This window comes from Streptomyces xiaopingdaonensis, from assembly GCF_000262345.1.
GTDB lineage: Bacteria > Actinomycetota > Actinomycetes > Streptomycetales > Streptomycetaceae > Streptomyces > Streptomyces xiaopingdaonensis.
Genome location: NZ_AJTQ01000340.1, coordinates 1 through 24,362, shown reverse-complemented (window position 1 = coordinate 24,362; position 24,362 = coordinate 1). Strand labels below are relative to the sequence as shown.

19 protein-coding genes and 1 pseudogene are annotated in these 24,362 nt (G+C 72.1%); 10 read left to right on the top strand and 10 right to left on the bottom strand.

Going from position 1 to position 24,362, the window contains the following annotated elements; genetic code table 11:
* A partial coding sequence (locus UWG_RS0125815) for a trypsin-like serine peptidase (RefSeq protein ID WP_016910086.1) occupies window positions 1-818 on the top strand: 818 nt, incomplete at its 5' end.
* 55 nt (window positions 819-873) lie between these two features.
* Here the strand turns inward: UWG_RS0125815 and hflX are convergent.
* The 5 genes from hflX to miaA all read right to left on the bottom strand — a co-directional run bounded on the left by hflX (window position 874) and on the right by miaA (window position 7,276).
* A complete protein-coding gene (gene hflX / locus UWG_RS0125810; RefSeq protein ID WP_016910085.1) occupies window positions 874-2,349 on the bottom strand; it encodes a GTPase HflX in 1,476 nt (491 codons plus the stop codon).
* 222 nt (window positions 2,350-2,571) lie between these two features.
* Window positions 2,572-4,665 (bottom strand): RelA/SpoT family protein, encoded by a 2,094-nt coding sequence (locus UWG_RS0125805; protein ID WP_016910084.1) that lies wholly within the window; start codon window positions 4,663-4,665, stop codon window positions 2,572-2,574.
* Window positions 4,666-4,807: 142 nt separating this feature from the next.
* Entirely contained in the window at window positions 4,808-5,686 is an 879-nt protein-coding gene (dapF, locus tag UWG_RS0125800) for a diaminopimelate epimerase (protein WP_029391780.1), read from the bottom strand.
* A gap of 28 nt (window positions 5,687-5,714) precedes the next feature.
* Window positions 5,715-6,236 carry a hypothetical protein gene (locus tag UWG_RS0125795; RefSeq protein WP_016910082.1) on the bottom strand — a complete coding sequence of 174 codons (522 nt, stop codon included), beginning with the start codon at window positions 6,234-6,236 and terminating at the stop codon, window positions 5,715-5,717.
* Between the two features lie 101 nt (window positions 6,237-6,337).
* Window positions 6,338-7,276 carry a tRNA (adenosine(37)-N6)-dimethylallyltransferase MiaA gene (gene miaA, locus UWG_RS0125790; protein WP_029391778.1) on the bottom strand — a complete coding sequence of 313 codons (939 nt, stop codon included), beginning with the start codon at window positions 7,274-7,276 and terminating at the stop codon, window positions 6,338-6,340.
* Window positions 7,277-7,409: 133 nt separating this feature from the next.
* Between miaA and UWG_RS0125785 the strand changes: the two genes are divergently transcribed.
* The gene (locus UWG_RS0125785; RefSeq protein ID WP_237720292.1) at window positions 7,410-7,724 is read left to right on the top strand and encodes an antitoxin; all 315 of its coding nucleotides are present in this window, start codon (window positions 7,410-7,412) and stop codon (window positions 7,722-7,724) included.
* Window positions 7,725-7,745: 21 nt separating this feature from the next.
* Here the strand turns inward: UWG_RS0125785 and UWG_RS0125780 are convergent, their stop codons facing one another.
* Entirely contained in the window at window positions 7,746-8,459 is a 714-nt protein-coding gene (locus tag UWG_RS0125780; RefSeq protein WP_029391777.1) for a class III extradiol dioxygenase subunit B-like domain-containing protein, read from the bottom strand.
* Window positions 8,460-8,703: 244 nt separating this feature from the next.
* Window positions 8,704-10,188: a tRNA (N6-isopentenyl adenosine(37)-C2)-methylthiotransferase MiaB gene (gene miaB / locus UWG_RS0125775; RefSeq protein ID WP_029391776.1), complete on the bottom strand. Its 1,485-nt coding sequence runs from the start codon at window positions 10,186-10,188 to the stop codon at window positions 8,704-8,706.
* 119 nt (window positions 10,189-10,307) lie between these two features.
* On the opposite strand from miaB, the gene UWG_RS0125770 reads away from it, so the two are divergent.
* Complete coding sequence (locus UWG_RS0125770) at window positions 10,308-11,333, top strand: TAXI family TRAP transporter solute-binding subunit (RefSeq protein WP_050988649.1); 1,026 nt, start codon at window positions 10,308-10,310, stop codon at window positions 11,331-11,333.
* 101 nt (window positions 11,334-11,434) lie between these two features.
* Window positions 11,435-14,512: an alpha-mannosidase gene (locus UWG_RS0125765; RefSeq protein WP_016910076.1), complete on the top strand. Its 3,078-nt coding sequence runs from the start codon at window positions 11,435-11,437 to the stop codon at window positions 14,510-14,512.
* Here UWG_RS0125765 and UWG_RS31085 read toward each other — a convergent pair.
* Together UWG_RS31085 and UWG_RS0125755 are read right to left on the bottom strand one after the other, a co-directional pair.
* On the bottom strand, window positions 14,478-15,986 hold the full coding sequence (locus UWG_RS31085; RefSeq protein WP_033196379.1) for a sensor histidine kinase: 1,509 nt from the start codon (window positions 15,984-15,986) through the stop codon (window positions 14,478-14,480). The two genes, UWG_RS0125765 and UWG_RS31085, sit on opposite strands and share 35 nt — an antisense overlap.
* Window positions 15,987-15,996: 10 nt before the next feature.
* Entirely contained in the window at window positions 15,997-16,704 is a 708-nt protein-coding gene (locus tag UWG_RS0125755) for a response regulator transcription factor (RefSeq protein ID WP_016910074.1), read from the bottom strand.
* A gap of 565 nt (window positions 16,705-17,269) precedes the next feature.
* Between UWG_RS0125755 and UWG_RS0125750 the strand changes: the two genes are divergently transcribed.
* The 5 genes from UWG_RS0125750 to UWG_RS31080 all read left to right on the top strand — a co-directional run bounded on the left by UWG_RS0125750 (window position 17,270) and on the right by UWG_RS31080 (window position 22,638).
* The gene (locus tag UWG_RS0125750; RefSeq protein ID WP_016910073.1) at window positions 17,270-18,055 is read left to right on the top strand and encodes an amino acid ABC transporter ATP-binding protein; all 786 of its coding nucleotides are present in this window, start codon (window positions 17,270-17,272) and stop codon (window positions 18,053-18,055) included.
* A gap of 36 nt (window positions 18,056-18,091) precedes the next feature.
* Window positions 18,092-19,003, top strand: a complete 912-nt coding sequence (locus tag UWG_RS0125745) for a glutamate ABC transporter substrate-binding protein (protein WP_016910072.1) — start codon at window positions 18,092-18,094, stop codon at window positions 19,001-19,003.
* A gap of 207 nt (window positions 19,004-19,210) precedes the next feature.
* A complete protein-coding gene (locus tag UWG_RS0125740; protein WP_016910071.1) occupies window positions 19,211-19,858 on the top strand; it encodes an amino acid ABC transporter permease in 648 nt (215 codons plus the stop codon).
* Window positions 19,855-20,751 carry an amino acid ABC transporter permease gene (locus UWG_RS0125735; protein WP_016910070.1) on the top strand — a complete coding sequence of 299 codons (897 nt, stop codon included), beginning with the start codon at window positions 19,855-19,857 and terminating at the stop codon, window positions 20,749-20,751. Before UWG_RS0125740 ends, UWG_RS0125735 begins: the two co-directional genes overlap by 4 nt.
* A 186-nt stretch (window positions 20,752-20,937) precedes the next feature.
* Window positions 20,938-22,638, top strand: a complete 1,701-nt coding sequence (locus UWG_RS31080; RefSeq protein WP_016910069.1) for an FAD-dependent monooxygenase — start codon at window positions 20,938-20,940, stop codon at window positions 22,636-22,638.
* A 296-nt stretch (window positions 22,639-22,934) separates the two neighbouring features.
* Here the strand turns inward: UWG_RS31080 and UWG_RS0125725 are convergent, their stop codons facing one another.
* On the bottom strand, window positions 22,935-23,567 hold the full coding sequence (locus tag UWG_RS0125725; protein WP_016910068.1) for a TetR/AcrR family transcriptional regulator: 633 nt from the start codon (window positions 23,565-23,567) through the stop codon (window positions 22,935-22,937).
* A gap of 204 nt (window positions 23,568-23,771) precedes the next feature.
* On the opposite strand from UWG_RS0125725, the pseudogene UWG_RS0125720 reads away from it, so the two are divergent.
* Window positions 23,772-24,362: pseudogene (locus tag UWG_RS0125720) on the top strand (quinone oxidoreductase family protein); the annotation flags it as partial.

Genomic DNA, 24,362 nt, shown 5'->3' with positions numbered 1-24,362 from the left:
GGGGCGCCACGGACCCCGAGCCGCGCGCCACTCGCGCCGTGGGCGTCTCGGCGCCGTACACGAGGAACGCGGCGCCCACGGGCAAGATCTTCATGGATACGCCGAAGGGGCCGATGGTCTGCTCGGGCACCGTCGTACAGGACCCGCGGAACCCCGGCAGGTCGAACCTCGTCGCCACAGCGGGGCACTGCGTCCACTCCGGCAAGAGCGGCGGCTGGCTGCGGAACATCTCGTTCGTCCCCGCGTACAACGACCGCGGGCTCTCCCCCGCGAAGCTGCGTACGGCGCAGCCCGAGCAGGTCGCGCCGTACGGTGAGTACTGGGCCGAGTGGGCGCAGACCACGGCGTACTGGATCAAGAACGGGGCCGCGGTCGGCGGAGGCGGCTCGCAGCAGGACTTCGCGGTGCTCCAGGTGAAGTCGGTCGGCCGAAACGGCAAGTCCCTCGAGGAGACGGTCGGCGCCGCTGTCGCGGTCAACTTCCAGGCGCCCGACGCCCGCCGGATCAAGGGCGTCAGCGCGTACGGCTACCCGGCGGCGCGCCCGTACGACGGCGCGAAGCTGTACCGCTGCACCGACCGGCCCGGCCGGCTCACCATCGATCCGTCGCAGGCGCCGCTCCACCGCATCGGCTGCACCATGACGGGCGGCTCCTCCGGCGGCGGCTGGCTCGTCAACGGCAAGCGCGGCAAGCCGGAGTTGGTCTCCGTCACCTCCATAGGGCCGAACCCGGCGCGATGGCTCGCCGGGCCGCGGCTGGGCGCGGAGGCGAAGGGCGCTTTCGAAGCGATCAGCAAGCGGTACGCCGGCAGGAACTGAGCTTCCGCACGAAAGAAGGGGCCGCCCGGGAGGGCGGCCCCTTCTTTGTCGTCCGTCAGCCCACCGGCTCGAACTTCCGCAGCTCCGCCGCGAGTTCCTCGTGGACCCTCGCCTTCAGCTCGGTGCCGTGCTCCGTGTGCTCCTCGGAGAGGACCTCCCCCTCGCCGTGGACGCGGGAGACGAGGCCGCCCTCGCTGTAGGGCAGCAGCACCTCCAACTCGACGGCGGGGTGCGGCAGCTCGGCGTCGATCAGGGTTTGCAGCCGCTCGACGCCCTCTCCGGTGCGTGCGGAGACGACCACCGCGTGCTTTTCGGCGCGCAGCAGCCGCTGCACCACGAGCGGGTCAGCGGCGTCCGCCTTGTTGATGGCGACGATCTCGGGCACCGACTCGGCGCCCACGTCGCGGATCACCTCGCGGACCGAGGCGAGCTGTTCCTCGGGGGCCGGGTGCGAACCGTCGACGACGTGCACGATCAGGTCGGAGTCCCCGACCTCCTCCATCGTCGAGCGGAACGCCTCGACCAGGTGGTGCGGCAGGTGCCGGACGAAGCCGACGGTGTCGGCGAGGGTGTAGGCGCGGCCCGACGGGGTCTCCGCACGGCGGACCGTCGGGTCGAGGGTGGCGAAGAGGGAGTTCTCCACCAGCACCCCGGCGCCCGTGAGGCGGTTGAGGAGCGAGGACTTGCCGGCGTTGGTGTACCCGGCGATCGCGACCGACGGGACCTTGTGCCTCCGGCGGTCGCGGCGCTGGACGTCGCGGCCCGTCTTCATGTCGGCGATCTCGCGCCGCATCTTCGCCATCCGCTCGCGGATGCGCCGGCGGTCCGTCTCGATCTTGGTCTCACCGGGACCGCGTGTCGCCATGCCGCCGGAGCCGCCACCGCCCATCTGACGCGAGAGCGACTGACCCCAGCCGCGCAGCCGCGGCATCATGTACTGCATCTGCGCCAGCGCCACCTGTGCCTTGCCCTCACGGGACTTGGCGTGCTGCGCGAAGATGTCGAGGATGAGCGCGGTGCGGTCGACGACCTTCACCTTGACGATGTCCTCGAGGTGGATCAGCTGCGAGGGGCTCAACTCGCCGTCGCAGACGACGGTGTCGGCTCCCGTGCCCAGGACGACCTCGCGGAGTTCGTCGGCCTTGCCCGAGCCGATGTAGGTCGCCGGGTCGGGCTTGTCGCGCCGCTGGATGACGCCGTCGAGCACATGCGCGCCGGCCGTCTCCGCCAGCGCGGCGAGCTCGGCGAGGCTGTTCTCGGCGTCCTGCACGGTGCCCGAGGTCCAGACACCGACGAGCACCACGCGCTCCAGGCGAAGCTGGCGGTACTCGACCTCGGTGACGTCCTCCAGCTCGGTGGAGAGCCCTGCGACGCGGCGGAGCGCGCTGCGCTCGGAGCGGTCCAGCTGCTCGCCGTCCCGCTCGCCGTCGAGGTCGTGGCTCCAGGCGACGTCCTCTTCCATCAGGGCGTCGGCTCGGCGTTGCTGGTCGGCGAGGCGCTGGCCGTGCTGTGGAAGGGAGGGGTTCGTCAAGTGGAGATCCTTAATCTCGTCGAGAGACGCCCGGCGGCACCGGGCGAGCAATACGGCGGTGCCCGTGGACGGGCACCGCCCCGTGCTGGGGAGAACGCCCGGGCGGGCGGGATGATTCCCGCGCTCGGCCGCTCCTGCCGCCCTCCGGCGGCCCTGCCGATGGTGGCACGCCGCCTCCGCGGAGTCACCCGGATTTGCACGGCCCTGCCGGCGTACGCGCGCTCAGCGGTCGGTCGGGGTGGGGGCCGCCCGCGAGACGTCGTAGACGCCCGGCACCCGGCGCATCGCGCGCATCAGCTCCGGAAGCTCCGCGGCGTCGGGGAGTTGCAGCGTGTAGGTGTGGCGCACGCGCTGCTCGCGCGGGGGCTCGACCTCGGCGGCGAGGACGCGGGCACCCGCGGCCGCGATCACCTCGGTGAGGTCGGCGAGGAGATGCGCGCGACCGAACGATTCCGCACGGAGCGTCACCCGGCACCCGGCCGCCCCCTTGCGCCAGCGGACGGGGAAGGCGGAGCGCCCGGCCGAGGTCATGCGCACCGCGGCCTGGCAGCTCTCCCGGTGGACGGTGAACCCGCCGCCGCGGACGGCGAAACCGGTGACGGCGTCGGCCGGTACGGGGGTGCAGCACCCCGCGAGGCGTACCGGGGCCTCGGGGCGGTCCGCGATCTCGGGGGCGTCCTCCGGCTCGGGTTCGGCCGCGGGCGTCGGCTGCGGCGTGCCGCCCCCGGCAAGGGCCGCGGGGAGCGGCTCCGCGCTCGGACCGTGCGTCGCCAACCACTGACGGATGGCGATGCGTGCCCCTGGGGTGCGGGCGTGGTGCAGCCACTCAGGGGAGGGTCCTGAGTCGGTGTGGGCCTCGGGGTGGTCGGGCTCCAGGATCGGTTGCACGGCGTCGCCGTCCTCGAGGACCGTATGGAGCGGCGTCAGACGGCCGTTGACGCGGGCGCCGATGCACCGGTGCGCGGCCTCGCCGAGCGCTGCGTAGGCGGCGTCGACGCAGCTCGCCCCCTCCGGCAGGGGGAGTCCGCCGGCGAGCTCCAGCGGACCGTCGGCGCTCTGCGGGACGCAGTAGACGGTGATCTCCCGGTCCTGCGCGAGCTCCTCGCGGAGCTCGTCCCAGAAGGTGTCGGGGTCGGGGGCGTGGCTCTGCCACTCCAGCAACCGGCGCAGCCAGCCGGGCCGCGTAGGGTCGGCGCGTTCGGCGCCTTCGCCGTCCTCCGCCGCGGGCTCGGTGTCCGGGTCCCCGAGTGCGACGACGCCTGCCTCGGCCACGCGGTGCATCCGCCGGGTGCGTACGAGGGCCTCGACGACCCGGCCGCACTCGTCGGCGAACGCGGTGTGCAGGGACTGGTAGAGGTTGAACTTCGGCGCCGCGATGAAGTCCTTGAACTCGCTGATCAGCGGCGTGAAACAGGTGTGCAGCTCGCCCAGGACGGCGTAGCAGTCGGCGTCCTCCTCCACGAGCACGAGCAGGCGCGCGAGGTCGCACTCGCCCAACTCGCCCCGCTTGCGCACCAGCCGGTGGACCGAGACGGTGTGGCGCGGTCTGATCAGCACCTGCGCCGCCACCCCGGCCTCGCCGAGCACCCGGCGCACCGCGGACGCGATGCCGGTGAGCGGGTCGGGGCGCTCCGTGTGCGTCTCGATCAACTCGCGGGCGCGCGCGTACTCCTCTGGGTGGAGGACCTTGAAGACGAGGTCCTCCAGCTCGCTCTTGAGCGCCTGTACCCCGAGCCGCTCGGCGAGCGGGATGAGGACGTCCCTGGTGACCGTGGCGATCCGGGCCTGCTTCTCGGGGCGCATCACGCCGAGGGTGCGCATGTTGTGGAGGCGGTCGGCGAGTTTGATCGACATGACGCGCACGTCGCTGCCGCTGGCGACGAGCATCTTGCGGAAGGTCTCCGACTCGGCGGCCGAGCCGTAGTCGACCTTTTTCAACTTCGTGACGCCGTCGACGAGGTGGCCCACCTCCGCGCCGAACTCCTCCCGCACCTGGTCGAGCGTCAGCTCGGTGTCCTCGACGGTGTCGTGGAGCAGCGACGCCGTCAATGTCGTCGAACCGGCGCCGAGTTGGGCGAGGAGGAGGGTGACGGCGAGCGGGTGCGTGATGTACGGCTCGCCGCTCTTGCGCATCTGGCCGCGGTGCGAGGACTCGGCGAGGAGGTAGGCGCGGCGGAGCGGGCCGAGATCGGCTCGGGGATGATGCGCCCTGTGGACCTTCGCCACGTGCTCCAAGGCGTCGGGCAGCGTTCCTTTCGCGGCGCCGGCGAGCACCGCAAGCCTGCCGATCCTCCGCAGTCCGCGCACCGCACTCATCGGCACCTCCGCTCGCAGACTCCCCCGTGCTGGTGCCGCTCGATGCTACCCGCCCGGCGGTATGCGCTCGGCCGTCCTCCGAGGTCGGACAGGGAGCCGTCACCCCAACGTGGGACGGCGCATGGACGCTCGTGCGAGACGCTCAGCGTGCGGCGGCGAGCCACTCCGCGTCGAGCGTCCCCTCGGCGACGAGCACTGCGGGGCCGGTCATCTCCACGGTGCCGTCGGGGAGTTCGGCGATGACGAGGCGGCCGCCCGGCACGTCGACCGTGTACGTCGCGGCCGAGCCGTCGCGCACCGGGTCCGCGCCGTCCCTGCGGGCTGCGGCGACCATCACGGCACAGGCGCCCGTGCCGCAGGAGCGCGTCTCCCCCGAACCCCGCTCGTGCACCCGCAGGGCGACATGGCCGGGGCCGCGGTCGACGACGAACTCTACGTTGACGCCCTCGGGGTAGGCCGCCGCCGGCTCCACGACGGGCGGCTCGGCGAGCGGGCCCGCCTGCGCCAGGTCGTCGACGAAGGCGACCGCGTGCGGATTGCCCATCCCGACCTTGCGTGCGGGCCACTCGCGCTCCCCGACCCGCACGCGCACGCCCGGCTCCTCGGGAAGCTCCGCACGCCCCATCACGACGGTGACCTCACCTGCGTCCTTGCCGAGACGGACGCGGCGCACCCCGGCGCGCGTGGCGACGGCGACGCCGCCCTCGCCGACGAAGCCGGCACGGTGGAGGTAGTGCGCGAAGACCCGGACGCCGTTCCCGCACATCTCGGCGACGGAACCGTCGGCGTTGCGGTAGTCCATGAACCACTCGGCCTCGCCGGCGAGTTCGGCCGCCTCGGGGTCGGCGGCCGAGCGGACGACGCGGAGCAGGCCGTCGGCGCCGATCCCGGCGCGGCGGTCGCAGAGCAGCCGCACCTGCGCGGCGGTCGGCCGCCACTCGCCTTCCGGATCCGGGATGATGACGAAGTCGTTCTCGGTGCCGTGCCCCTTGAGGAACGGAACGCCCTGCACAGTGCTCACGTGTCCGATCGTAGGACACAACCGGAGGTCAGCGGAGCCGGGCGATCCGCAGCACCGCGAGCGCGACGACGGTGCAGAAGAGGAGCGCGTACAGCGCCACCGCCCGCCAGTCGGCGCGCTCGGGCCCACCGCCCCCGGACATCCCCGGCCACCGGTGCCCCACCCGACGCGCTGCGACGAGCGCGCCGCCGGCGGCGCAGCCGCACAGCAGCAGCCCCAGCATCGAGACGACGGCGCCCGAGCTGCCGCCCGGCTCGAAGGCGAGCGGGAAGGCGAACATCAGGGAGCCGAGCGCCGCGAAGACGACTATCGGTGCGAGCTGCCAGAGGCGGAGCTTGCGGCGGGGGCGGAGCTCCTGCGGCTCCAGCTCCTCGGCGTCCTGCTCGCCCTCCGGCTCGGCCGACGCGGGTTCCGGTGCTGCGTCGCCGAGACGCGGCTGCTCGGGGAGGCCCCGCCGGGAGTAGTCCGTACCGGGCCCGCCGGCGCCCGCCCCGCGGGGGCGGTCCGCACGGGCCTCGCCGTTGTCACGAGGGCCGGCCACCATCGCCACACGCCCTCCCAACTGCGGCTGTCCAACCTGGAACCAGCTCGATGATGGCACGCCTGAACAGCTGTCCTTGACGCCCGGAGCGTCCCGATGCCATGACGTGATCAGGCTGTGACCGCCGCCGAGAGCAGCGCGGCCGCACGGCCGGAGAGTTGCGCGCGGTCCGCCTCCGCGCCGCTGAGCCAGTGCACGCGGGGGTCGCGGCGGAACCAGGAGTCCTGGCGGCGTGCGAACCGCTTGGTGGCGCGTACGGTCTCCGCGCGCGCCTCCTCTTCGGTGCACGCGCCGGCGAGCGCGGCGAGGATCTGCTGGTAGCCGAGCGCGCGGGAGGCGGTGCGGCCCTCGCGCAGGCCCCGCCGCTCCAGCTCGCGCACCTCCGCCACGAGGCCCGCCCCCCACATCCGGTCGACGCGCGCCGCGATGCGGGCGTCGAGCTCGGGACGCGGGACGTCGACGCCGAGTTGGAGGGTCTCGTAGACGGACTCGTGGCCCGGCAGGTTGGCGGTGAACGGTCGGCCGGTGATCTCGATGACCTCCAGCGCACGGACGATCCGCCGCCCGTTGCTCGGGAGGATCGCGCGGGCCGCTTCCGGGTCGGCGGCGGCGAGGCGCGCGTGCAGCGGCCCGCTGCCGCTCTCGGCCAACTCCGCCTCCAGACGGGCGCGGACCTGCGGGTCGGTCCCGGGGAACTCCATCGCGTCGATCGCCCCGCGCACGTAGAGCCCGGAACCGCCGACGAGCACGGGCACCCTGCCGGCCGCACGCAACCTGTCGATCTCCGCACGGGCGAGGCGCTGGTACTCGGCGACGCTCGCGGTCTCGGTGACCTCCCAGACGTCGAGGAGGTGGTGCGGGACCTCGCGGCGCTCCCGGGCCGTGAGCTTCGCCGTGCCGATGTCCATGCCGCGGTAGAGCTGCATCGAGTCCGCGTTCACCACCTCGCCGCCGAAGCGGAGGGCGATCTCCGTCGCCAGGTCGGACTTTCCTGCCGCCGTCGGGCCCACTACGGCTACGACGGGCGGGGCGGGGCGGCTCTGGTTCACGGCGGCGTTCACACAATAAAGTCTCGCAAACTTCACCCGCCGCCGTGGCCGGGCGGCCGATCGCTACGGAAGCCTGACGCGAGCTGGAGAAGCGGAGGGCGCGACCAGTCCGTACATTGTCTTCGGAAGGTGCATGACCACGCACACAACGACAGCGAGGGGAGCCGCCGTGGGCTTCATGGACAAGGTCAAGAGCGCGCTTCAGCAGCACGGGGACAAGGTCCAGCAGGGCGTCGACAAGGCTGCCGACATGGCCGACTCACGTACCCAGGGCAAGTACAGCGACCAGATCAAGTCCGGTGCGCAGAAGGCCAAGGACGCCGCGGGCAAGTACGCGGACGAGGGCAAGGACGGGCAGGCCGGCGGGGAGCGGGGCAAGGAAGGGGAAACCCAGCGCGGCACCGACGAGGAGCAGGGCGGAGGCGAGCGCCGGGGCGGAGGCGCCTGAACAGCCGCCCCGGCACCGCCTTCACGACCAGGAGGCGACGAAGTACCCCACGCCGTACGGCGCTTCGTCATGGAGCAACCGCCCCGAGAGGTCGGCGCCCTGTGCCGCGCCGGCGAGCACCTGCCAGCTCGAGCGGCCCGACGCGCCCAGCTCGTAGGCGATTTCGGCGTCGAGAGCGAGAACGGAGGCCGGGTCGGCGTCGCCGAGGGCGCGGGCGGCGTCGGCGTCGAAGGCGGCGGCCCGCTCGTCGAAGTAGCCGGGGGCCTTGACGGTGCGGCAGTTGGAGCCGTCGCCCAGGACGAGGAGCGCGAGGCGGTCCCCCGCGCCCGAGCCGACGAGGTCCTGCCCCGCGGCTGCGCACCGCTCCGGGGCGAGCGGCTCACCGACCCCGAGGCCCTCGACGGGTGCCGCGCTCCACTCCGTCCGCTCCAGCAGCCAGGCGCCGACGGCGAGCGAGGGCGGCAGCTCCCTGCCCTCCGCCGCGCCCTTGCCGAGGCGGACGTCCAGGTCGACGCCGAATCCGCGGAACGAGCCGGAAGCGCCCTGCGGATAGCCGCCCCTTGCGAACTGCTCAGCGGGGCCGAGGACGACGAGGCGGTCCGGCCGCGCGGCCGCGAGCACCGCGAGGGCGTCATAGCAGGCGGCACGGGCCGCGTCCATCTCGTGGGCGGCGCCTGCGGCGACCTCGGGCACGAGGAGCGGCGGGCACGGACATACGGCGGCAGCGACAAGCATGGCGGGCAGCTTAGAGGCAGCGCGTCCCACCGCCCACACACCGGGCGCGGCATTTTCCGTGCCCGGCGACGGTGAACGCCGGGCACGGCAAGGGCGAAGGGCTCCGGTGGCGAGCGGCGCCCGTCCCCCTGTCGTGTGAGGCGGTGCGAGCGCCCCTCACCTCGAAGGGTTGTCCGTACGATTTGCGACGGCGGGCAGCACCCGTCGCCACCCGACTCCCGGGCTCGCGACGGCGCTCCGCGCCTCAGTGCGTGGTGCCGCAGCCCTCCGCCGCCGGCAGGGGCTCGGGCACGCCGATCTTCGGCAGCCCGAGGAGCACCCCGCGCCCGTCCTCCTCCGGCCCTGTCTGGCGCCGCTCCCAGGCGTCGCCCGCACGGGTGCGACGGACCGGGCCCACGGTGCCCTCGGCGAGGAGGTGGTGCGGCGCCGCGTAGGTGATCTCGGCCGTGACCATGTCCCCTGGGCGCACGGGTTCTTCGGGACGGGTGAAGTGGACGAGCCGGTTGTCGGGGGCTCGTCCCGAGAGGCGGCGCGTGGTGTCGTCCTTGCGGCCCTCGCCCTCCGCGACGAGCAGTTCGACGGTGCGGCCGACCTGCTTGCGGTTCTCCTCCCAGGAGATCTCCTCCTGGAGCGCGACGAGTCGCTCGTACCGCTCCTGGACGACCTCCTTGGGGACCTGCCCGTCCATCTCGGCCGCGGGCGTCCCCGGCCGCTTGCTGTACTGGAAGGTGAACGCCTGCGCGAAGCGGGACTCGCGGACGACGTGGAGGGTCTCCTGGAAGTCCTCCTCCGTCTCGCCGGGGAAGCCGACGATGATGTCGGTGGAGAGCGCGGCGTGCGGCATCGCGTCGCGGACCTTCTCGATGATGCCGAGGAAGCGCTCCTGCCGGTAGGAGCGGCGCATCGCCTTGAGCACGCGCGAGGATCCCGACTGGAGCGGCATGTGGAGCTGCGGCATGACGTTGGGGGTCTCGGCCATCGCCGCGATGACGTCGTCGGTGAAGTCGCGGGGGTGCGGCGAGGTGAACCGCACGCGCTCCAGCCCCTCGATGCGGCCGCAGGCGCGGAGCAGCTTGCCGAACGCCTCGCGGTCGCCGATGTCCTGGCCGTACGCGTTGACGTTCTGGCCGAGGAGGGTGATCTCCGTGACGCCCTCGGCGACGAGTGCCTCGACCTCCGCGAGGATGTCGCCGGGCCTGCGGTCCTTCTCCTTGCCCCGGAGCTGCGGAACGATGCAGAAGGTGCAGGTGTTGTTGCACCCGACGGAGACGGAGACCCAGGCCGCGTAGGCGCTCTCGCGGCGGGTGGGAAGGGTCGAGGGGAACGCCTCGAGCGACTCCGCGAGTTCGACCTGCGCCTCCTCCTGCACCCGTGCCCGCTCCAGCAGGACCGGCAGCTTGCCCACGTTGTGGGTGCCGAAGACGACGTCGACCCACGGCGCCTTGCGCACGATGGTCTCGCGGTCCTTCTGCGCCAGGCAGCCGCCGACGGCGATCTGCATGCCGGGCCGCGCCGCCTTCTTCGGCGCGAGCTGGCCGAGGTTGCCGTAGAGGCGGTTGTCGGCGTTCTCGCGTACCGCGCAGGTGTTGAAGACGACGACGTCGGCGCCGTCCGCATTCTCGGGTGCGCGCACGTACCCCGCGTCCTCCAGCAGGCCGGCCATCCGCTCGCTGTCGTGCACGTTCATCTGGCAGCCGAACGTGCGCAGCTCATAAGTCTTCGCAGTCATCTCAGTCGACAGGGTACGCGGTGCGCACGGCCCTCAGGTCCCCGTCCCGCGGACCGGTGCCTGCAGTCGGCGGGAGCAGGCGTTTCCCTTCGGCCGCCGGGCTGGCAGTATCCGTTGGCATGGTCGATCTCCGCCGCCTCGGGCGCTCCGTGCCGCCCCGACCGCGTACCCGCCGCCCGCGGCGTGCGCTGTGGGTGTGCGCCGTCGGCGCCGTGGCGCTCGGGGTCGTCGGCTGGCTGCTGCTGCCGGAGCGGGAGGCCGGGCCGAGCGGCACCGTCACCTTCGCCACCGGCGTGCGGACCGGCGTCTACGAGAAGTACGGCAAGCTCCTGCGCGACCGGCTCGACGAGGACCTCCCCGACGTCGACCTCCGACTCGTCCACACCCAGGGCTCGGTGCAGAACCTGGAGAGCGTGGCCACGGGCGACACCGCCTTCACCATCGCGGCCTCGGACGCCGTCGCCACCTACCGGGACGAAGCGCGGCCGGGCGCCGAGCGGTTGCGGGCGTGCGCACGGCTCTACGACGACTACATGCAGCTCGTCGTCCCCGCGGACTCGAAGGTGGAGAGCGCCGAAGACCTCGGCGGGCTGCGGGTCGGCGTCGGCGAGGAGCGGTCGGGCGTGAACCTCGTGGCGGGACGGCTGCTGCGCGCCGCGGGGCTCGCGGGCGAGGAGGACCTGACGAGGGTGCACACGGGGATCGACCGGATGCCCGGGCTCCTCGCTGAGGGAGAGCTCGACGCGTTCTTCTGGTCGGGCGGCCTGCCGACCGACGCCGTCCAGCGGCTCGCCGACCGCACGGACATACGCCTCGTCCAACTCGGCGACCTCGTTCCGAGGTTGCACCAGCAAGAGCCGGAGACGCGGCACTACAGGTCGGCCGTGATGCCGCCGGACGCCTATCCCGAGGTGCAGCGGGGCGAGTCTGTGAAGACCGTCGCCATCGCCAACCTGCTGGTGACGACGGACCGCAGCGACGAGTCGCTCACCGAGGGGCTCACGCACGCCGTCCTGCGCAACCGCGACGAGATCGGCAAGCAGGTGCACGCGGCGCAGAAGGTGGACTTGCGCACCGCCATCTACACCGATCCGCTGCCGCTCCACGAGGGGGCGCAGCGGTACTACCGCTCCGTGAAGCCGTGAGCCGAAGGACGTCTGCCGGGACGCGAGCCGGCAGCGGGGGCTGCGGTTGCCCGGGAGTCCGCGGGGAAGACTGGGCGGAGCCGTAGCGGAGGAGTTCGCTCATGCACGACGACCGCACCACCGTCGAGGCCCGTCTGGCACGTGTGCTCGACGAACGGCTGAGGCCGGCCGTCCACGCCAGGGCCTGCGCGCTGGAGGTGGCACGGTGGGAGGCGCCCGGTGAACCGGTGCCCGTGGCCGAGGCGTTGGAGGCGGCGTACGAGCCGGACGCCGCCGGTTCCGCGTGGGGTCCGGCGTGGGGGACGACGTGGTTCCGGGTGCGGGGGCGCGTGCCGCGGGAGTGGGCCGGGCTGCCCGTCGAGGCGGTGCTCGACCTGGGGTTCGAGCGTGAGATGCCGGGCTTCCAGTGCGAGGGGCTCGTCTACCGGCGTGCGGAGGGCGGCGCCGTGCCGGTGAAGGGGCTTCACCCGAAGAACTCCCATGTGCGGGTGGCCGATTCGGCCGTGGGCGGGGAGGAGATCGAGCTCTACGTCGAGGCGGCTTCGAACCCCGTCGTCAACTCCCCGCACACGCCCACCTACGAGGGCGACAGGCTCACGGCGAGCCACCGGCCGCTCTACCGGCTGGGGCGGATGGACCTCGCCGTCTTCGCTGCCGAGGTCTGGGAGCTCGTCCTCGACCTGGAGGTCGCCGACTCGCTCATGCGGACCCTGCCGGTGGCGGACGCCCGTCGCTGGGAGCTGCTGCGCGCGGCCGAACGCGCCCTCGACGCCGTCGACTTGGCGGACGTCGCAGGCTCCGCGCCCGCGGCACGCGCCGAGCTCGCGGAGGTACTCTCCGCGCCGGCGCGCGCCTCCGCGCACCGGATCAGTGCCGTCGGCCACGCGCACATCGACTCGGCATGGCTGTGGCCGCTGCGCGAGACGGTGCGGAAGGTCGCGCGTACGGCGTCGAACGTGGTCGCGTTGATGGAGGAGGACCCGGGGTTCGTCTTCGCGATGTCGCAGGCCCAGCAGTTCGCCTGGCTGAAGGAGCACCGCCCGGAGGTCTACGCGCGGGTGCGCCGGCAGGTGGACGACGGACGCTTCGTGCCCGTCGGCGGCATGTGGGTGGAGTCGGACACCAACATGGTGGGCGGCGAGGCGATGGCCCGCCAGTTCCTCTACGGAAAGCGGTTCTTCCTCGACGAGTTCGGCATCGAGACGCGCGAGGTGTGGCTCCCGGACTCCTTCGGCTACACGGCCGCGCTGCCGCAGCTCGTGCGGCTCTCGGGCGCCGACTGGTTCCTCACGCAGAAGATCTCGTGGAACCGCACCAACCCCTTCCCCCACCACACCTTCTGGTGGGAAGGGATCGACGGCACCAGGGTCTTCACCCACTTCCCGCCCATCGACACCTACAACGCCGAGCTCACGGGCGACGAACTCGCCCACGCCGCAGCCAACTTCCGCGAGAAGGGCGCCGCCGGCCGCTCCCTCGCCCCGTTCGGCCACGGCGACGGCGGTGGCGGCCCGACCCGCGAGATGCTCGCCCGCGCCGCACGGCTGCGGAACCTGGAGGGCTCGCCCAGGGTCGAGGTGGAGAAGCCGGCGGCGTTCTTCGAGGAGGCGTACGCGGAGTACCCGGGCGCCCCCGTCTGGCAGGGCGAGCTCTACCTGGAGCTGCACCGCGGCACCTACACCTCGCAGGCGAAGACGAAGCAGGGGAACCGCCGAAGCGAGTCGCTGCTGCGCGAGGCGGAGCTGTGGGCGGCGACGGCCGCCGTCCGCACGTCCGGATACGTCTACCCGTACGAGGAGTTGGAGCGGCTGTGGAAGACGGTGCTGCTCCACCAGTTCCACGACATCCTCCCCGGCTCCTCGATCGCCTGGGTCCACCGCGAAGCGCGCGCGACGTACGCGCGGGTCCACGCCGAGCTGGAGGAGATCGTCGCCGGCGCGCAGTCGGCGCTCGCCGGGCAGGGTGACCGCACCCTCGCCTTCAACGGCTCGCCCCATCCCCGCCACGGCGTCGCGGCCGGAGGCGCCGCGCCGCGCTCCGGCGTGCGGGGCGCGGTGGAGGCCGCCCGGCGCGCGGACGGCGGTTGGGCTCTCGACAACGGGCCGATCCGCGTCGAGATCGACGCACGCGGGCTCGTCGTCTCCGTCGTCTCCGATGCGGACACCCCCGCGTCCCGCGAGGCGCTCGCCCCGGGAAGCCCGGCCAACCTCCTCCAACTCCACCCCGACTTCCCCACGTTCTACGACGCCTGGGACATCGAGGAGTACTACCGGCACCGGGTCATGGACCTGACTCTCGCCGACGCGGTCGAACTGGCCGAGGACGGGCCCGAGCGCGCTGAGGTGCGCGTGGAGCGCTCGTTCGGTGGTTCGCGCGTGGTGCAGACGATCGCGCTCGGCGCGCAGGAGCGCGCCGTCGAGTTCACCGCCGAGGTCGACTGGCACGAGAGCGAGACCTTCCTCAAGGCCGCCTTCCCCCTCGACGTGAAGGCCGACCGCTCCGCGTCCGAGACCCAGTTCGGCCATGTCTTCCGCCCGACCCATACCAACACCTCGTGGGACGCCGCACAGTTCGAGATCTGCGCACACCGCTGGCTCCACGTCGAGGAGCCCGGCTGGGGCGCGGCGCTCGTCAACGACTCGACGTACGGGCACGACGTCACCCGCGAGGTGCGCGCCGACGGCGGCCACACGACCACCCTGCGCCTCTCGCTGCTCCGCGCCCCGCGCTACCCGGACCCCGGGACCGACCAGGGCAGCCACCGCCTCGGCTACGCGCTCGTCCCCGGCGCCTCGCTCGGGGACGCCGTCCGCGAAGGGCACTGGGCGAACCTGCCGGAGCGGAGGGTGGTCGGCGCAGGGGCGCCGGTCGAGCCGCTGGTGGCGGTCGCAGCCGGAGTGGGCAGTCCGGGCGAGGTCGTCACCGAGGCGGTGAAGCTCGCGGAGGACCGCAGCGGCGACGTGGTCGTGCGCCTTTACGAGGCGCGCGGCGGGCGCGCGGTGGCGGAGCTCACGCCGGGGTTCGAGGTCGCGGAGGCGTACGCGGCGGATCTGCTGGAGCGGCCGCTCGGAGAGGTTCCCGACGCGCCGGGGTGCGAACTCACCGACGGGCGCGTGCGGTTGACGCTGCGCCCCTTCCAGATCGTCACGCTCCGTTTGGTGCCTGCCGCGGCAGGCTGAGGCGTACGAGGAGGCCGGGACGCTCGGCCGCGACGGCTGCTCCGCCCTCGTCGGCTGCGTCGGCTGTGTCGTCCGCGGAGTGCGGCGGCCGCTCTCCGTCCGCGTGGTCGCCGTCGCGTGGCACGGGGAGTCCCTCGCGCGCAGGGCCGAACTCGATGCCGGCCCCGCCGGCCGCGAGCAGGGCGCGCGCGATGGAGAGGCCGAGGCCCGAGCCCGAGACGTTCTGGTGACGGCCGCTGCGCCAGAACCGGTCGCCGATGCGCTCCAGTTCGTCCGCGTCGAGTCCCGGGCCCTCGTCGGTGACGTCGATCATTACCCGGTCGCCGTCCGTCTCGGTGCGGACCGTGACCGTCCCGCCCTCGGGCGTGAACTTCACCGCGTTGTCGATCACCGCGTCGAGTGCGCTGGAGAGCGCCACCGGGTCCGCCCACCCCGTCGCGGCATGCTGCCCCGCGGTGCGCAGCAGCACCCCCTTGCTCTCGGCGACGGGCAGCCAGCCGGCCGCGCGTTCCGCAGCCTGTTCGGCGACGTCGGTGAGGCGGAGGTCGGCCGGACTGTGCTCGGCGAGCGCGAGGTCGAGGAGGTCGTCGAGGACGCGCGCGAGGCGCTTGCCCTCGGCGCGCACCGACGCCATCTCCGCGCTGTCCTCGGGGAGTTCGAGCGCAAGGAGCTCGATCCGCAGCAGCAGCGCGGAGAGCGGGTTGCGCAGCTGGTGCGAGGCGTCGGCGACGAAGGCGCGCTGCTGCTCCAGCACCTCCTCCAGGTGGTCGGCCATGTCGTTGAAGGAGCGCGCCAGGCTCTTCAGCTCGGGCGGCCCACCGGACGCGGCGACACGGGAGTTGAGCTTCCCCGTGGCGATCTCGTGCGTGGCCCGGTCGAGGATGCGCACGGGACGCAGGACCCAGCCGGTGAGGCGCAGCGCGGCACCGACGGCGAGCAGCATCGCCGCGCCCTCGCCCGCGGCGATCACCACCCAGCGGTGGAGGATGCTGGAGCGCATCCCGTCGGTCGGCGAGTCGGTGAGGACGACGGCCGCGACGTCGCCGTCCCGCGTCACGGGAGAGGCGACGGCGATGCGTCCGTCCTGCCAGGGCCACACCTGGCGGGGGTCATGGCTGCGGCGCCCGGCGAGTGCCTCGGCGAAGGCGCGCCGGCCGTCGCCTTTCCGTGGCACGCTCCAGGTGTCGGGCGCGGCTGCCATCGCGGCCCCGTCGCGGTAGAAGACGCCCGCGCGGATGCCGTAGACCTCGTGGTACCGGTCGAGTTCGTGCTGGAGGGTGGCGAGCCGCTCCCCCTGGCGGCCGGTCTCCGTCACGAACTGGGCGAGCGCGGCGAAGCGCGCCGTGTCGTCGATCCGGTCGACGACGACGCGCTGCTGCTCCGCCGCCGCCTGGCTGACGGCCAGCGGGAAGCCCAGCGCGATCAGCACCCCGGCGAGCAGGATGAGCAGGAGCGGAAGCAGGCGGCTGCGCACGGCCGTACCCTCAGCGCTGCTCGGGCGCGGCGAGGCGGTAGCCGACACCTCGCACGGTCTCGATCAGCGCGGGCAGCCGCAGCTTCGAGCGGAGCGAGGCGACGTGGACCTCCAGGGTGCGCCCCGTCCCCTCCCAACTGGTGCGCCAGACCTCGCTGATGATCTGCTCCCGCCGGAAGACGACGCCCGGACGCTGGGCGAGGAGCGTGAGGAGGTCGAACTCCTTGCGCGTGAGCGGCACCTCCTCGCCGTCGACGACGACCTGCCGGGTGGCGGTCCTGACGACGAGCGGGCCGAGGCGCAGCTCCTCGGCGCCGCCCTCGCCGGTGTGGCCGCCTCCCTCCTCGGGGGCGGCGCGGCGGCTGACGGCGTGGATGCGGGCGAGGAGTTCGCCGGTGTCGTACGGCTTGACGACGTAGTCGTCGGCGCCCAGGTTGAGGCCGTGTATGCGGGAGCGGACGTCCGCGCGCGCCGTCACCATGATCACCGGCGCGGCCGTCGCGGCGCGGATGCGTCCGCAGAGTTGGAAGCCGTCCTGGTCGGGGAGGCCGAGGTCGAGGAGGACGACGCCGAAGGGTTCGCCGCCGGCGCCCGGCAGGAGGTGGTCGAGCGCCTGCTGACCGTCGCGCGCCTGGGCGACGTCGAAGCCGTGGCGCCGCAGCACCGCCGCGAGCGCGGCGGCCACGTGGTCGTCGTCCTCGACGAGCAGCAGTCTCATCGTCCCGGCCTCCTTTCACGGCCTTGCACGGTCCCCCGTTGCCGCACGCCCCGGAGCGCCGCCTCACGCGCGCCACGGCGGACGCGGCGTGGCACGGAGGATGTGACCTGGGCCGCTTCCCGGAACCGAGGGCTCCGCCCGTACGTGGGAAGAAGTAGGGGGACGTACAGGCGCGGATGCGGACACTGCATCCACGCCGATCCGACGTGACGAGTCAAGGGGGTTCCGGTGGCGCGGAGGTATCCGTTATACAGCCGGTACGGCCGGCGGAGCAGCCAACCCGTGCCCTGTGCGCCGCTTGCCGGCCGCGAACCGGTACGACCCGTATTGCGCGCTGCTCTTCGCCTTTCGCACCGGAAGGGCGGTTGAGTCCGAGAAGGTCCCACCGACCTCGACCCCCTTTCCTCCGGGGCGACTTGGCCCCGACGACCCGCCTCGCCGGTCTTCACCCGGGGTGCCCGGTTGCGGCCAGATCGTTATGCTCAATTTCCGCTCAGATGTAATGACGCTGATGGCGACAGCTCACTAGGGTCCTCGCAACCGACGAGGACGGAGCTACACGCCGATGAGCGAAGTATCGGTGCCCCAGGACGCCGCGGGAGCCCAGTCGACGGCGGAGAAGCTGGTCGTACTGGAGGGGGTCAACAAGCACTTCGGTGCACTGCACGTGCTCCAGGACATCGACCTGGCCATCGCCCCGGGCGAGGTCGTCGTCGTCATCGGCCCCTCGGGTTCGGGCAAGTCCACGCTGTGCCGCACCATCAACCGCCTGGAGACGACCGACTCCGGCAGCATCACGATCGACGGCCGCCCCCTGCCCCAGGAGGGGAAGGAGTTGGCGAAGCTGCGCTCGGACGTCGGCATGGTCTTCCAGTCGTTCAACCTGTTCGCGCACAAGACCGTGCTGGAGAACGTGGTGCTGGGCCAGACCAAGGTCCGGAAGATACCCAAGGCCGAGGCCGAGAAGAAGGCGATGGCGCTCCTCGACCGCGTCGGCGTCGGCAGCCAGTCGCAGAAGTACCCCGCGCAGCTCTCCGGCGGGCAGCAGCAGCGTGTGGCGATCGCCCGCGCACTGGCGATGGACCCCAAGGTGATGCTCTTCGACGAGCCCACCTCGGCCCTCGACCCCGAGATGATCAACGAAGTCCTCGAGGTCATGCAGCAGTTGGCCCGCGAGGGGATGACGATGGTCGTCGTCACCCACGAGATGGGCTTCGCGCGCTCCGCCGCCAACCGCGTCGTCTTCATGGCCGACGGGCGGATCATGGAGGAGGCGACCCCGGACCAGTTCTTCAGCAATCCGCGCAGTGAGCGGGCCAAGGACTTCCTCTCGAAGATCCTCCACCACTGACGCCGGCCTACGGAAGACCAAGCAAGGGATACTCACATGAAGCTCCGCAAGACGGCCGCCTCGGCGGCTGTGGTCCTCGCGCTCGCCGCCACCGCAGCCTGCGGCGGCAAGGAAGGCTCCGCCGGCGACGAGCAGGGCGGCAAGACCGACGAGAAGGCTCTGCCGACCTACAAGGTCGCCGAGAAGGTGGACGTCGACTCCCCCGTGCTCGAGAAGGCGCAGAAGCGCGGCACGCTGGTCATCGGTGCCAAGGCCGACCAGCCGTACCTCGGCTTCCAGGACCAGTCGACCAAGGAGTACTCGGGCTTCGACATCGAGATCGCCAAGATGGTCGCCGCCGACCTCGGCTTCTCGCCGAAGAAGATCAAGTGGGAGACGGTCGACTCCAACGCGCGCGAGCAGGCGGTCCGCAAGGGCGACGTCGACCTCATGATCGGCACCTACACGATCAACGACGAGCGCAAGAAGCAGATCGACTTCGCGGGGCCGTACTACGACGCGGGCGCCTCCCTCCTCGTACGCAAGGACGAGAAGGACATCACGGGCCCGGACACCGTCAAGGGCAAGAAGGTCTGCTCGATCGTCGGCTCGACCCCGCTCCAGACGATCAAGGAGTCGAAGTACGGCGCCAAGGTCACCGAGCTCGCCAAGTACTCGGACTGCGTCAAGCAGTTGATCGACGGCCAGGTCGACGCCGTCACCACGGACGACGCGATCCTCATGGGCTACGCAGCCGACAACCCGAAGAAGCTGAAGGTCGTCGGCGACACCTTCAGCGAGGAGCCGTACGGCGTCGGCCTGAAGAAGGGCGACAAGGCGCTCCAGAAGGCCGTCGCGGACGCCCTCGAGGCGCACCAGGAGAACGGCGACTACAAGAAGGCGTTCGAGGCGACCCTCGGCAAGTCCGGCTCGGACTTCGAGGAGCCCCCGGCCCTCGAGGAGAAGTAACGCGGCACGGGGCGCCCTTGACCGGGCGTCCCGCCCCCGCTCGCACACCCTCCTGCCGACACGCGGTGACCCGGCCGGCAGCGAACGGACCCCGGCCACGCCCCCTCGGGCAGCGCGGCGGAAACCCCCGGCGCCGAACCGACCGGCGTCCCCGCACCCCTGCCCGAACGCTGCCGCACTCCCGCCCCGCGGAAGACGAGACAATCCATGAACGTACTCCTTGACCACCTGGACCTGTTCCGGGACGGGTTCCTGGGAACCCTCGCGCTGACCGGAGCCAGCGCACTCATATCCCTGGTGCTCGGCATCCTCATCGCCGGCTGCCGGGTGTCGCCCGTGCCGCCGCTGCGCGCCTTCGGCACCGCCTGGGTCACGCTCCTCCGCAACACCCCGCTGACGCTGCTGTTCCTCGTCGCCTTCTTCGTCGTCCCGCAGGTCCTCTTCCCGGGGATCAACTCCTTCGTGCTGGCGATCTGCGCGCTGGGCGTCTACACCTCGTCGTTCATCTGCGAGGCGATCCGGTCCGGGATCGGCACCGTCGCGCTCGGGCAGGCCGAGGCCGCGCGCAGCATCGGGATGACCTTCATGCAGTCGCTGCGGATCGTGGTCCTCCCCCAGGCGACCCGCGCCGTACTCCCGCCGCTGAGCAGCCTGTTGATCGCTCTGACGAAGAACTCCGCCATCGCGGGCGGGTTCAACAACGTCGACCTCTTCAACATCCAGAAGACGCTCAGCAACGACGGCTTCAACATCCTCGTCATCTTCTTCTGGATCACCCTGGCGTACCTGATCATCACCTTCGCCATCAGCGGCATCTTCCGCCTGCTGGAGCGCCGTCTGGAGGTCGCCCGATGAGTGCCAGCGTGCTCTACGACGCACCGGGCCCCAAGGCCCGGGCGCGCAACGTCGTCTACACGGTCTTCGGTTCGCTGCTCGTCCTGGGCATCCTCGCCGTCATCGTCTGGCGGCTCGACAGCCAGGGCCAGTTCAACCCGAAGATGTGGGACATCTTCAACTACTCGGGCATCCGGCAGAACATCCTCGACGGACTCCTCGCCACGCTGAAGGTGTTCGCCCTCGCGGGGCTCTTCTCCCTGCTCTTCAGCGTCGTGCTCGCCGTCGGCCGGCTCTCCGACCACAAGCCGGTGAGCTGGCTGTGCACGGGGTTCATCGAGGTCTTCCGCTCCGTTCCGCTGCTGATCACGATTTTCGCGCTGTGGATCGGCATCCTCGACAACCTCTGGTCGGACGTCTTCCACCTGCCGGGCAGCATCTCCGTCAACCCGATGTGGGCGCTCGTCCTCGGCCTGACGATCTACAACGCGTGCGTGCAGGCCGAGGTGCTGCGGGCCGGCGTCAACTCGGTGCCCAAGGGGCAGGCGGAGGCCGCGTACGCACTGGGCATGCGCAAGACGCAGGTCATGACGACGATCCTGCTGCCGCAGGCGATCCGCGCCATGCTTCCGTCGATCATCAGCCAACTGGTGGTGACGCTCAAGGACACGTCGCTCGGCTACATCATCCTCTTCCCCGAGCTGCTGCAGACGGCGCGACTCATCTCCTCCAACACCACCATCGACGGCGACTACCCCTACGTGCCGACCATCATCGTGATCGGCGCCATCTACATCGCCCTGTGCCTCGCCCTCTCGTCGCTCGCCAACTGGATCGAGCGCCGGGGCCGACGCGGCAAGACCGGGATCACTCCGGCAAAGGCGGAGGAACCGGCCGAGGAAGCGACGGTCTGACACGGAGCCGGCGCTCCCTACCGCGTGACACCGCGAGGCGGCAACCCCCCAACGGGGCTGCCGCCTCGCTCACTTGACGCCTGATCCAGCAGTAGGTTGCATACCGCGTGTGATCGTGCACCGGGCTCCAGGAGCCGCCACCGCCCCACCCCGCAAGCGCCACCTGGGCTGTGAGGTCTCCTAGCCGTGAACCCGGTGATCGTGGTCGGTGCCGGACCGACCGGACTCGCCCTCGCCCTCGCCCTCGCCCGCCACTCGGTGCCCTCCCTCGTACTGGAAGCCGCAGTGGGCCCGCCGGAGCCTCGGGCCGCCCGTACCTGCGTGCTCAGGCCCGACACCGCGGCCCGGCTTCCATCCCTTCCCGCGCTGAGCTGGAAGGGGCTGCAGGTACGCCGTCGCAACCAGCTCATACGGCGCGAGCTCCTCGACGCGGACGACGAGGAGAGCGAGGAGACCAGCTCGGCCTCGCGCGCACCCGCGATCGAGGCACCGCTGCACCTGCCGCAGCACGCGCTCCAGCAGACGCTGCGGGAGGCACTGCGCGGAGAGGAGTGCGTGCGCTTCCTCCCCGGGGCCCGCCTCGAATCCCTGGAACAGAACGACTACGGCGTCACGGCACACGTGGCGGGCGCCGACGTCCCGCCGCAGCAGGGCAGTTACCTCGTCGGCTGCGACGGTGCGCGCTCCACCGTGCGAAAGCTCCTCGGCGTCCGGTTCCCCGGACGCACCTCGGTCGAGCGGCACGCCGTCGCGACCGTGCGTACGCGGCTGCCCTGGGAGGACGAGGCGCTCCTCCACCGGGACCCGGGGGGCGGCACCGCCGAGGTCCTGGCCCGTCCGCTGCCCGGCGAGCTCTGGCGGCTCGACTGGCTGCTCCCGCCGCGGGGCGAACTCGTCACGCCTGAGGAGCTGTTGGACCGCGTCCAGGAGACTCTCTCCCGCTGGCACCGCTCCTCCGGAGCGCCGTCCCGAGGCCGGTCGCGGGGCAAGGACGGCGACGCTCAGCCCGGGCCGTACGAACTCGTCGACACGGGGGTGCACACGACCCACCAACGGCTCGCCCGGCGGTGGCGCACCGGACGGGTCTTCCTCGCGGGGGACGCCGCGCACCAGTTGGGGGCGCTCGGTGTCCAGCAGGTCGACGAGGGGCTGCGGGACGTGGGGAACCTCGCCTGGAAGCTGGCGCTCGCCTGGCGGCGCGGAGATGCGGCGGCCGAGGACGAAGGGTGCCAACGGCTCCTCGACAGCTACGAGTCGGAGCGCCGCGGTGCCGTCGGCGCCCGGCTCAGGGCCGTCGACCAGGCCCTGCCTCTCGTCCGTCGCGACGGCGGCCTGAGGGCGCTGCTCGGGACGGGGGCACGCACACACCTGGAACTCCTCGCCGACACCCAGCTCGGCCGCGGCATGCTGGGCGCCCCTGCCTCGTACGCGAGTTCGCCACTGATGCCGGTGAAGGGGACCGTCCCTCCGGCTGCGTGTTCCACGACGCCCGGCGCGCTCGTCGAGGACGTGGAGGTCACGGCGCTCGACGGGCGTCGCGGGCGGCTCCACGAGCGGCTCTGGGGAGCCGGTGGCGACCTGCTCGTCGTGCTCGTCGCGCCGGGGACGCGCGTCTGGGACAGCAGGCACTGGCTGTCGGCCGGGATGATGCCCCAACTCGCCTCGGCCGTGGAGGGGTTGCCGCTGCGCGCACAGTTGGTCGTCACCGAGGGGTATCCGGGCGCCGCCGCGCACACGGTGCTCGTCGTACGGGCCGACGGCCACCTCGTGGCGGCCCTGCCCGGCGGACGCGACGCGGAGCTGCGCACCTGCGCCGACGCCGTACGGGGCATCACCGCCGCCCACCGCACCTTGGCGGGAAAGAAGCCCACGGGACGCCGCGGCTGAACCCCGTCTCGCGCCGGGGGCCGACACGAGCGTTCGGACGGCCGCCATGGAGCGCCATGCGTCGCGGCAGCTCCCGAACTCGACGTCGTCGGCAGCCTGTTGCGCCCGCAGCTCCGAGACCGGCCGCCCGCGGAACGCTGACGGTACGCGGCTTCCCGGACCGAACCCTCGGGCCCGGGGCGGGTCGTCGACGGCGCGAGGGGGCAACCTGCGACCGTCAGCGGGCCGGCACAGTACTGGGAGTGCCCGACGCCAGGATGTCGGGCTGTGCCCGGAACTGACGTGTCGTTGCTCGACTACCCGGCTGCCTTCAGCAGAGGCAGCCATACCTCGTCGACGATCTCGACGATCGACTCGTCGGGCAGCGCGTCCATCGTCATCAGCAAGTCGTGGCGGACCAAGTCGAAGGCGAGGTTCAGAATCCGGTCCGTGCGCGGCACGTCGGGGAGTTCGCCACGCTCGACAGCGCGGCAGACGATCACTTGGAGTGGGGCGGACGAGCCGGACGGGCGGAGTGAGTCACGCAGGTCGCAAAAGCTGGTGCCGGTGTCGCGGAAGTAGTCGGCCAGTTGGATGCACATGACGACGACGTTGCGGGCCCGGTCGGCGTTGAGGCGGCGCAGGAAGGTGATCGCGTCGTCGCGGAGGCGGCCGGTATCCGGTATCTCGACCGGCTGCCAGTTCTTGGCGAGGGTGGCCAGCAGCAGATCCTCACGCTGTGGCCAGCGCCGGTAGAGCACAGGACGGCTCGTTCCGGCGCGGGTGGCGACGGCTTCGAAGGTGAAGCCGGTGTACCCGTGGTCGACGAGCACCTCCCAGGCGGCATCGAGGATCGCGTCCTCCAGCGCTCGGCCCCGCCGCCGGGTTCCGGTCGCACCACTGCCGGAATGCTGTTCAGGCCGTGCCCGCGTCCTGCCGTTGTCGCCCATGGTCCCCTCACGGTTTGGATCCGCTTGCGCATCTTAACGCTCCGGCCTACTCTCTCCGAAGCTCTTAGATACACTGCTGCATCTTATGTCGTTCCCGATGGGCCCCAGTCCCTCAGGCCGACCGCTGTCGCGGCAGCCAGCGATGTCTGACGTGAGCAACGTCGGTGACCGCACCGGCTCGCTTCAGGAACTACGGAGAGACCCATGCCCACGATCAACGCAGCCCTGGTGGAATCGTTCGGCGAACCGCCGCACCTCCGCTCCATCCCCGAGCCTCTGGCCGCCGCCGGCCAGGAGGCAGTGGACGTGCTGGCCGTCGGCGTGCATCGGGCCACCCGCGCCATCGCCGCGGGCGAGCACTACGCCGGCGCGGACCTACTGCCGGCCACCGCGGGCGTCGACGCCGTCGTTCGCAGGGCCGACGGCAGCCTCGCTTTCGTCATGGCGCCCCGGACCGGCACGCTGGCGGAACGCATCACCATCGACCCCGCGTACGCGATCCCGGTGCCCGCCGAGGCTGACCCCGCGGTCCTGGCCGCCACCATGAATCCGGCCCTTTCGTCGTGGGTCGCCCTGCGCGGCCGGGTGCCCTTCGCCAAGGGACAGTCGGTGCTGGTGATCGGTGCAACCGGCAACGCCGGCTCAATGGCCGTCAAGGTCGCCAAGTACCTCGGTGCCGGACGGGTGATCGCCGCCGGCCGCAATGAGGCCCGCCTTGAGGAGCTGCTGTCCGAGGGAGCGGACGAGACCATCGCCCTCACCGATGACCCGGACACCACCGCCACGGCCTACGCG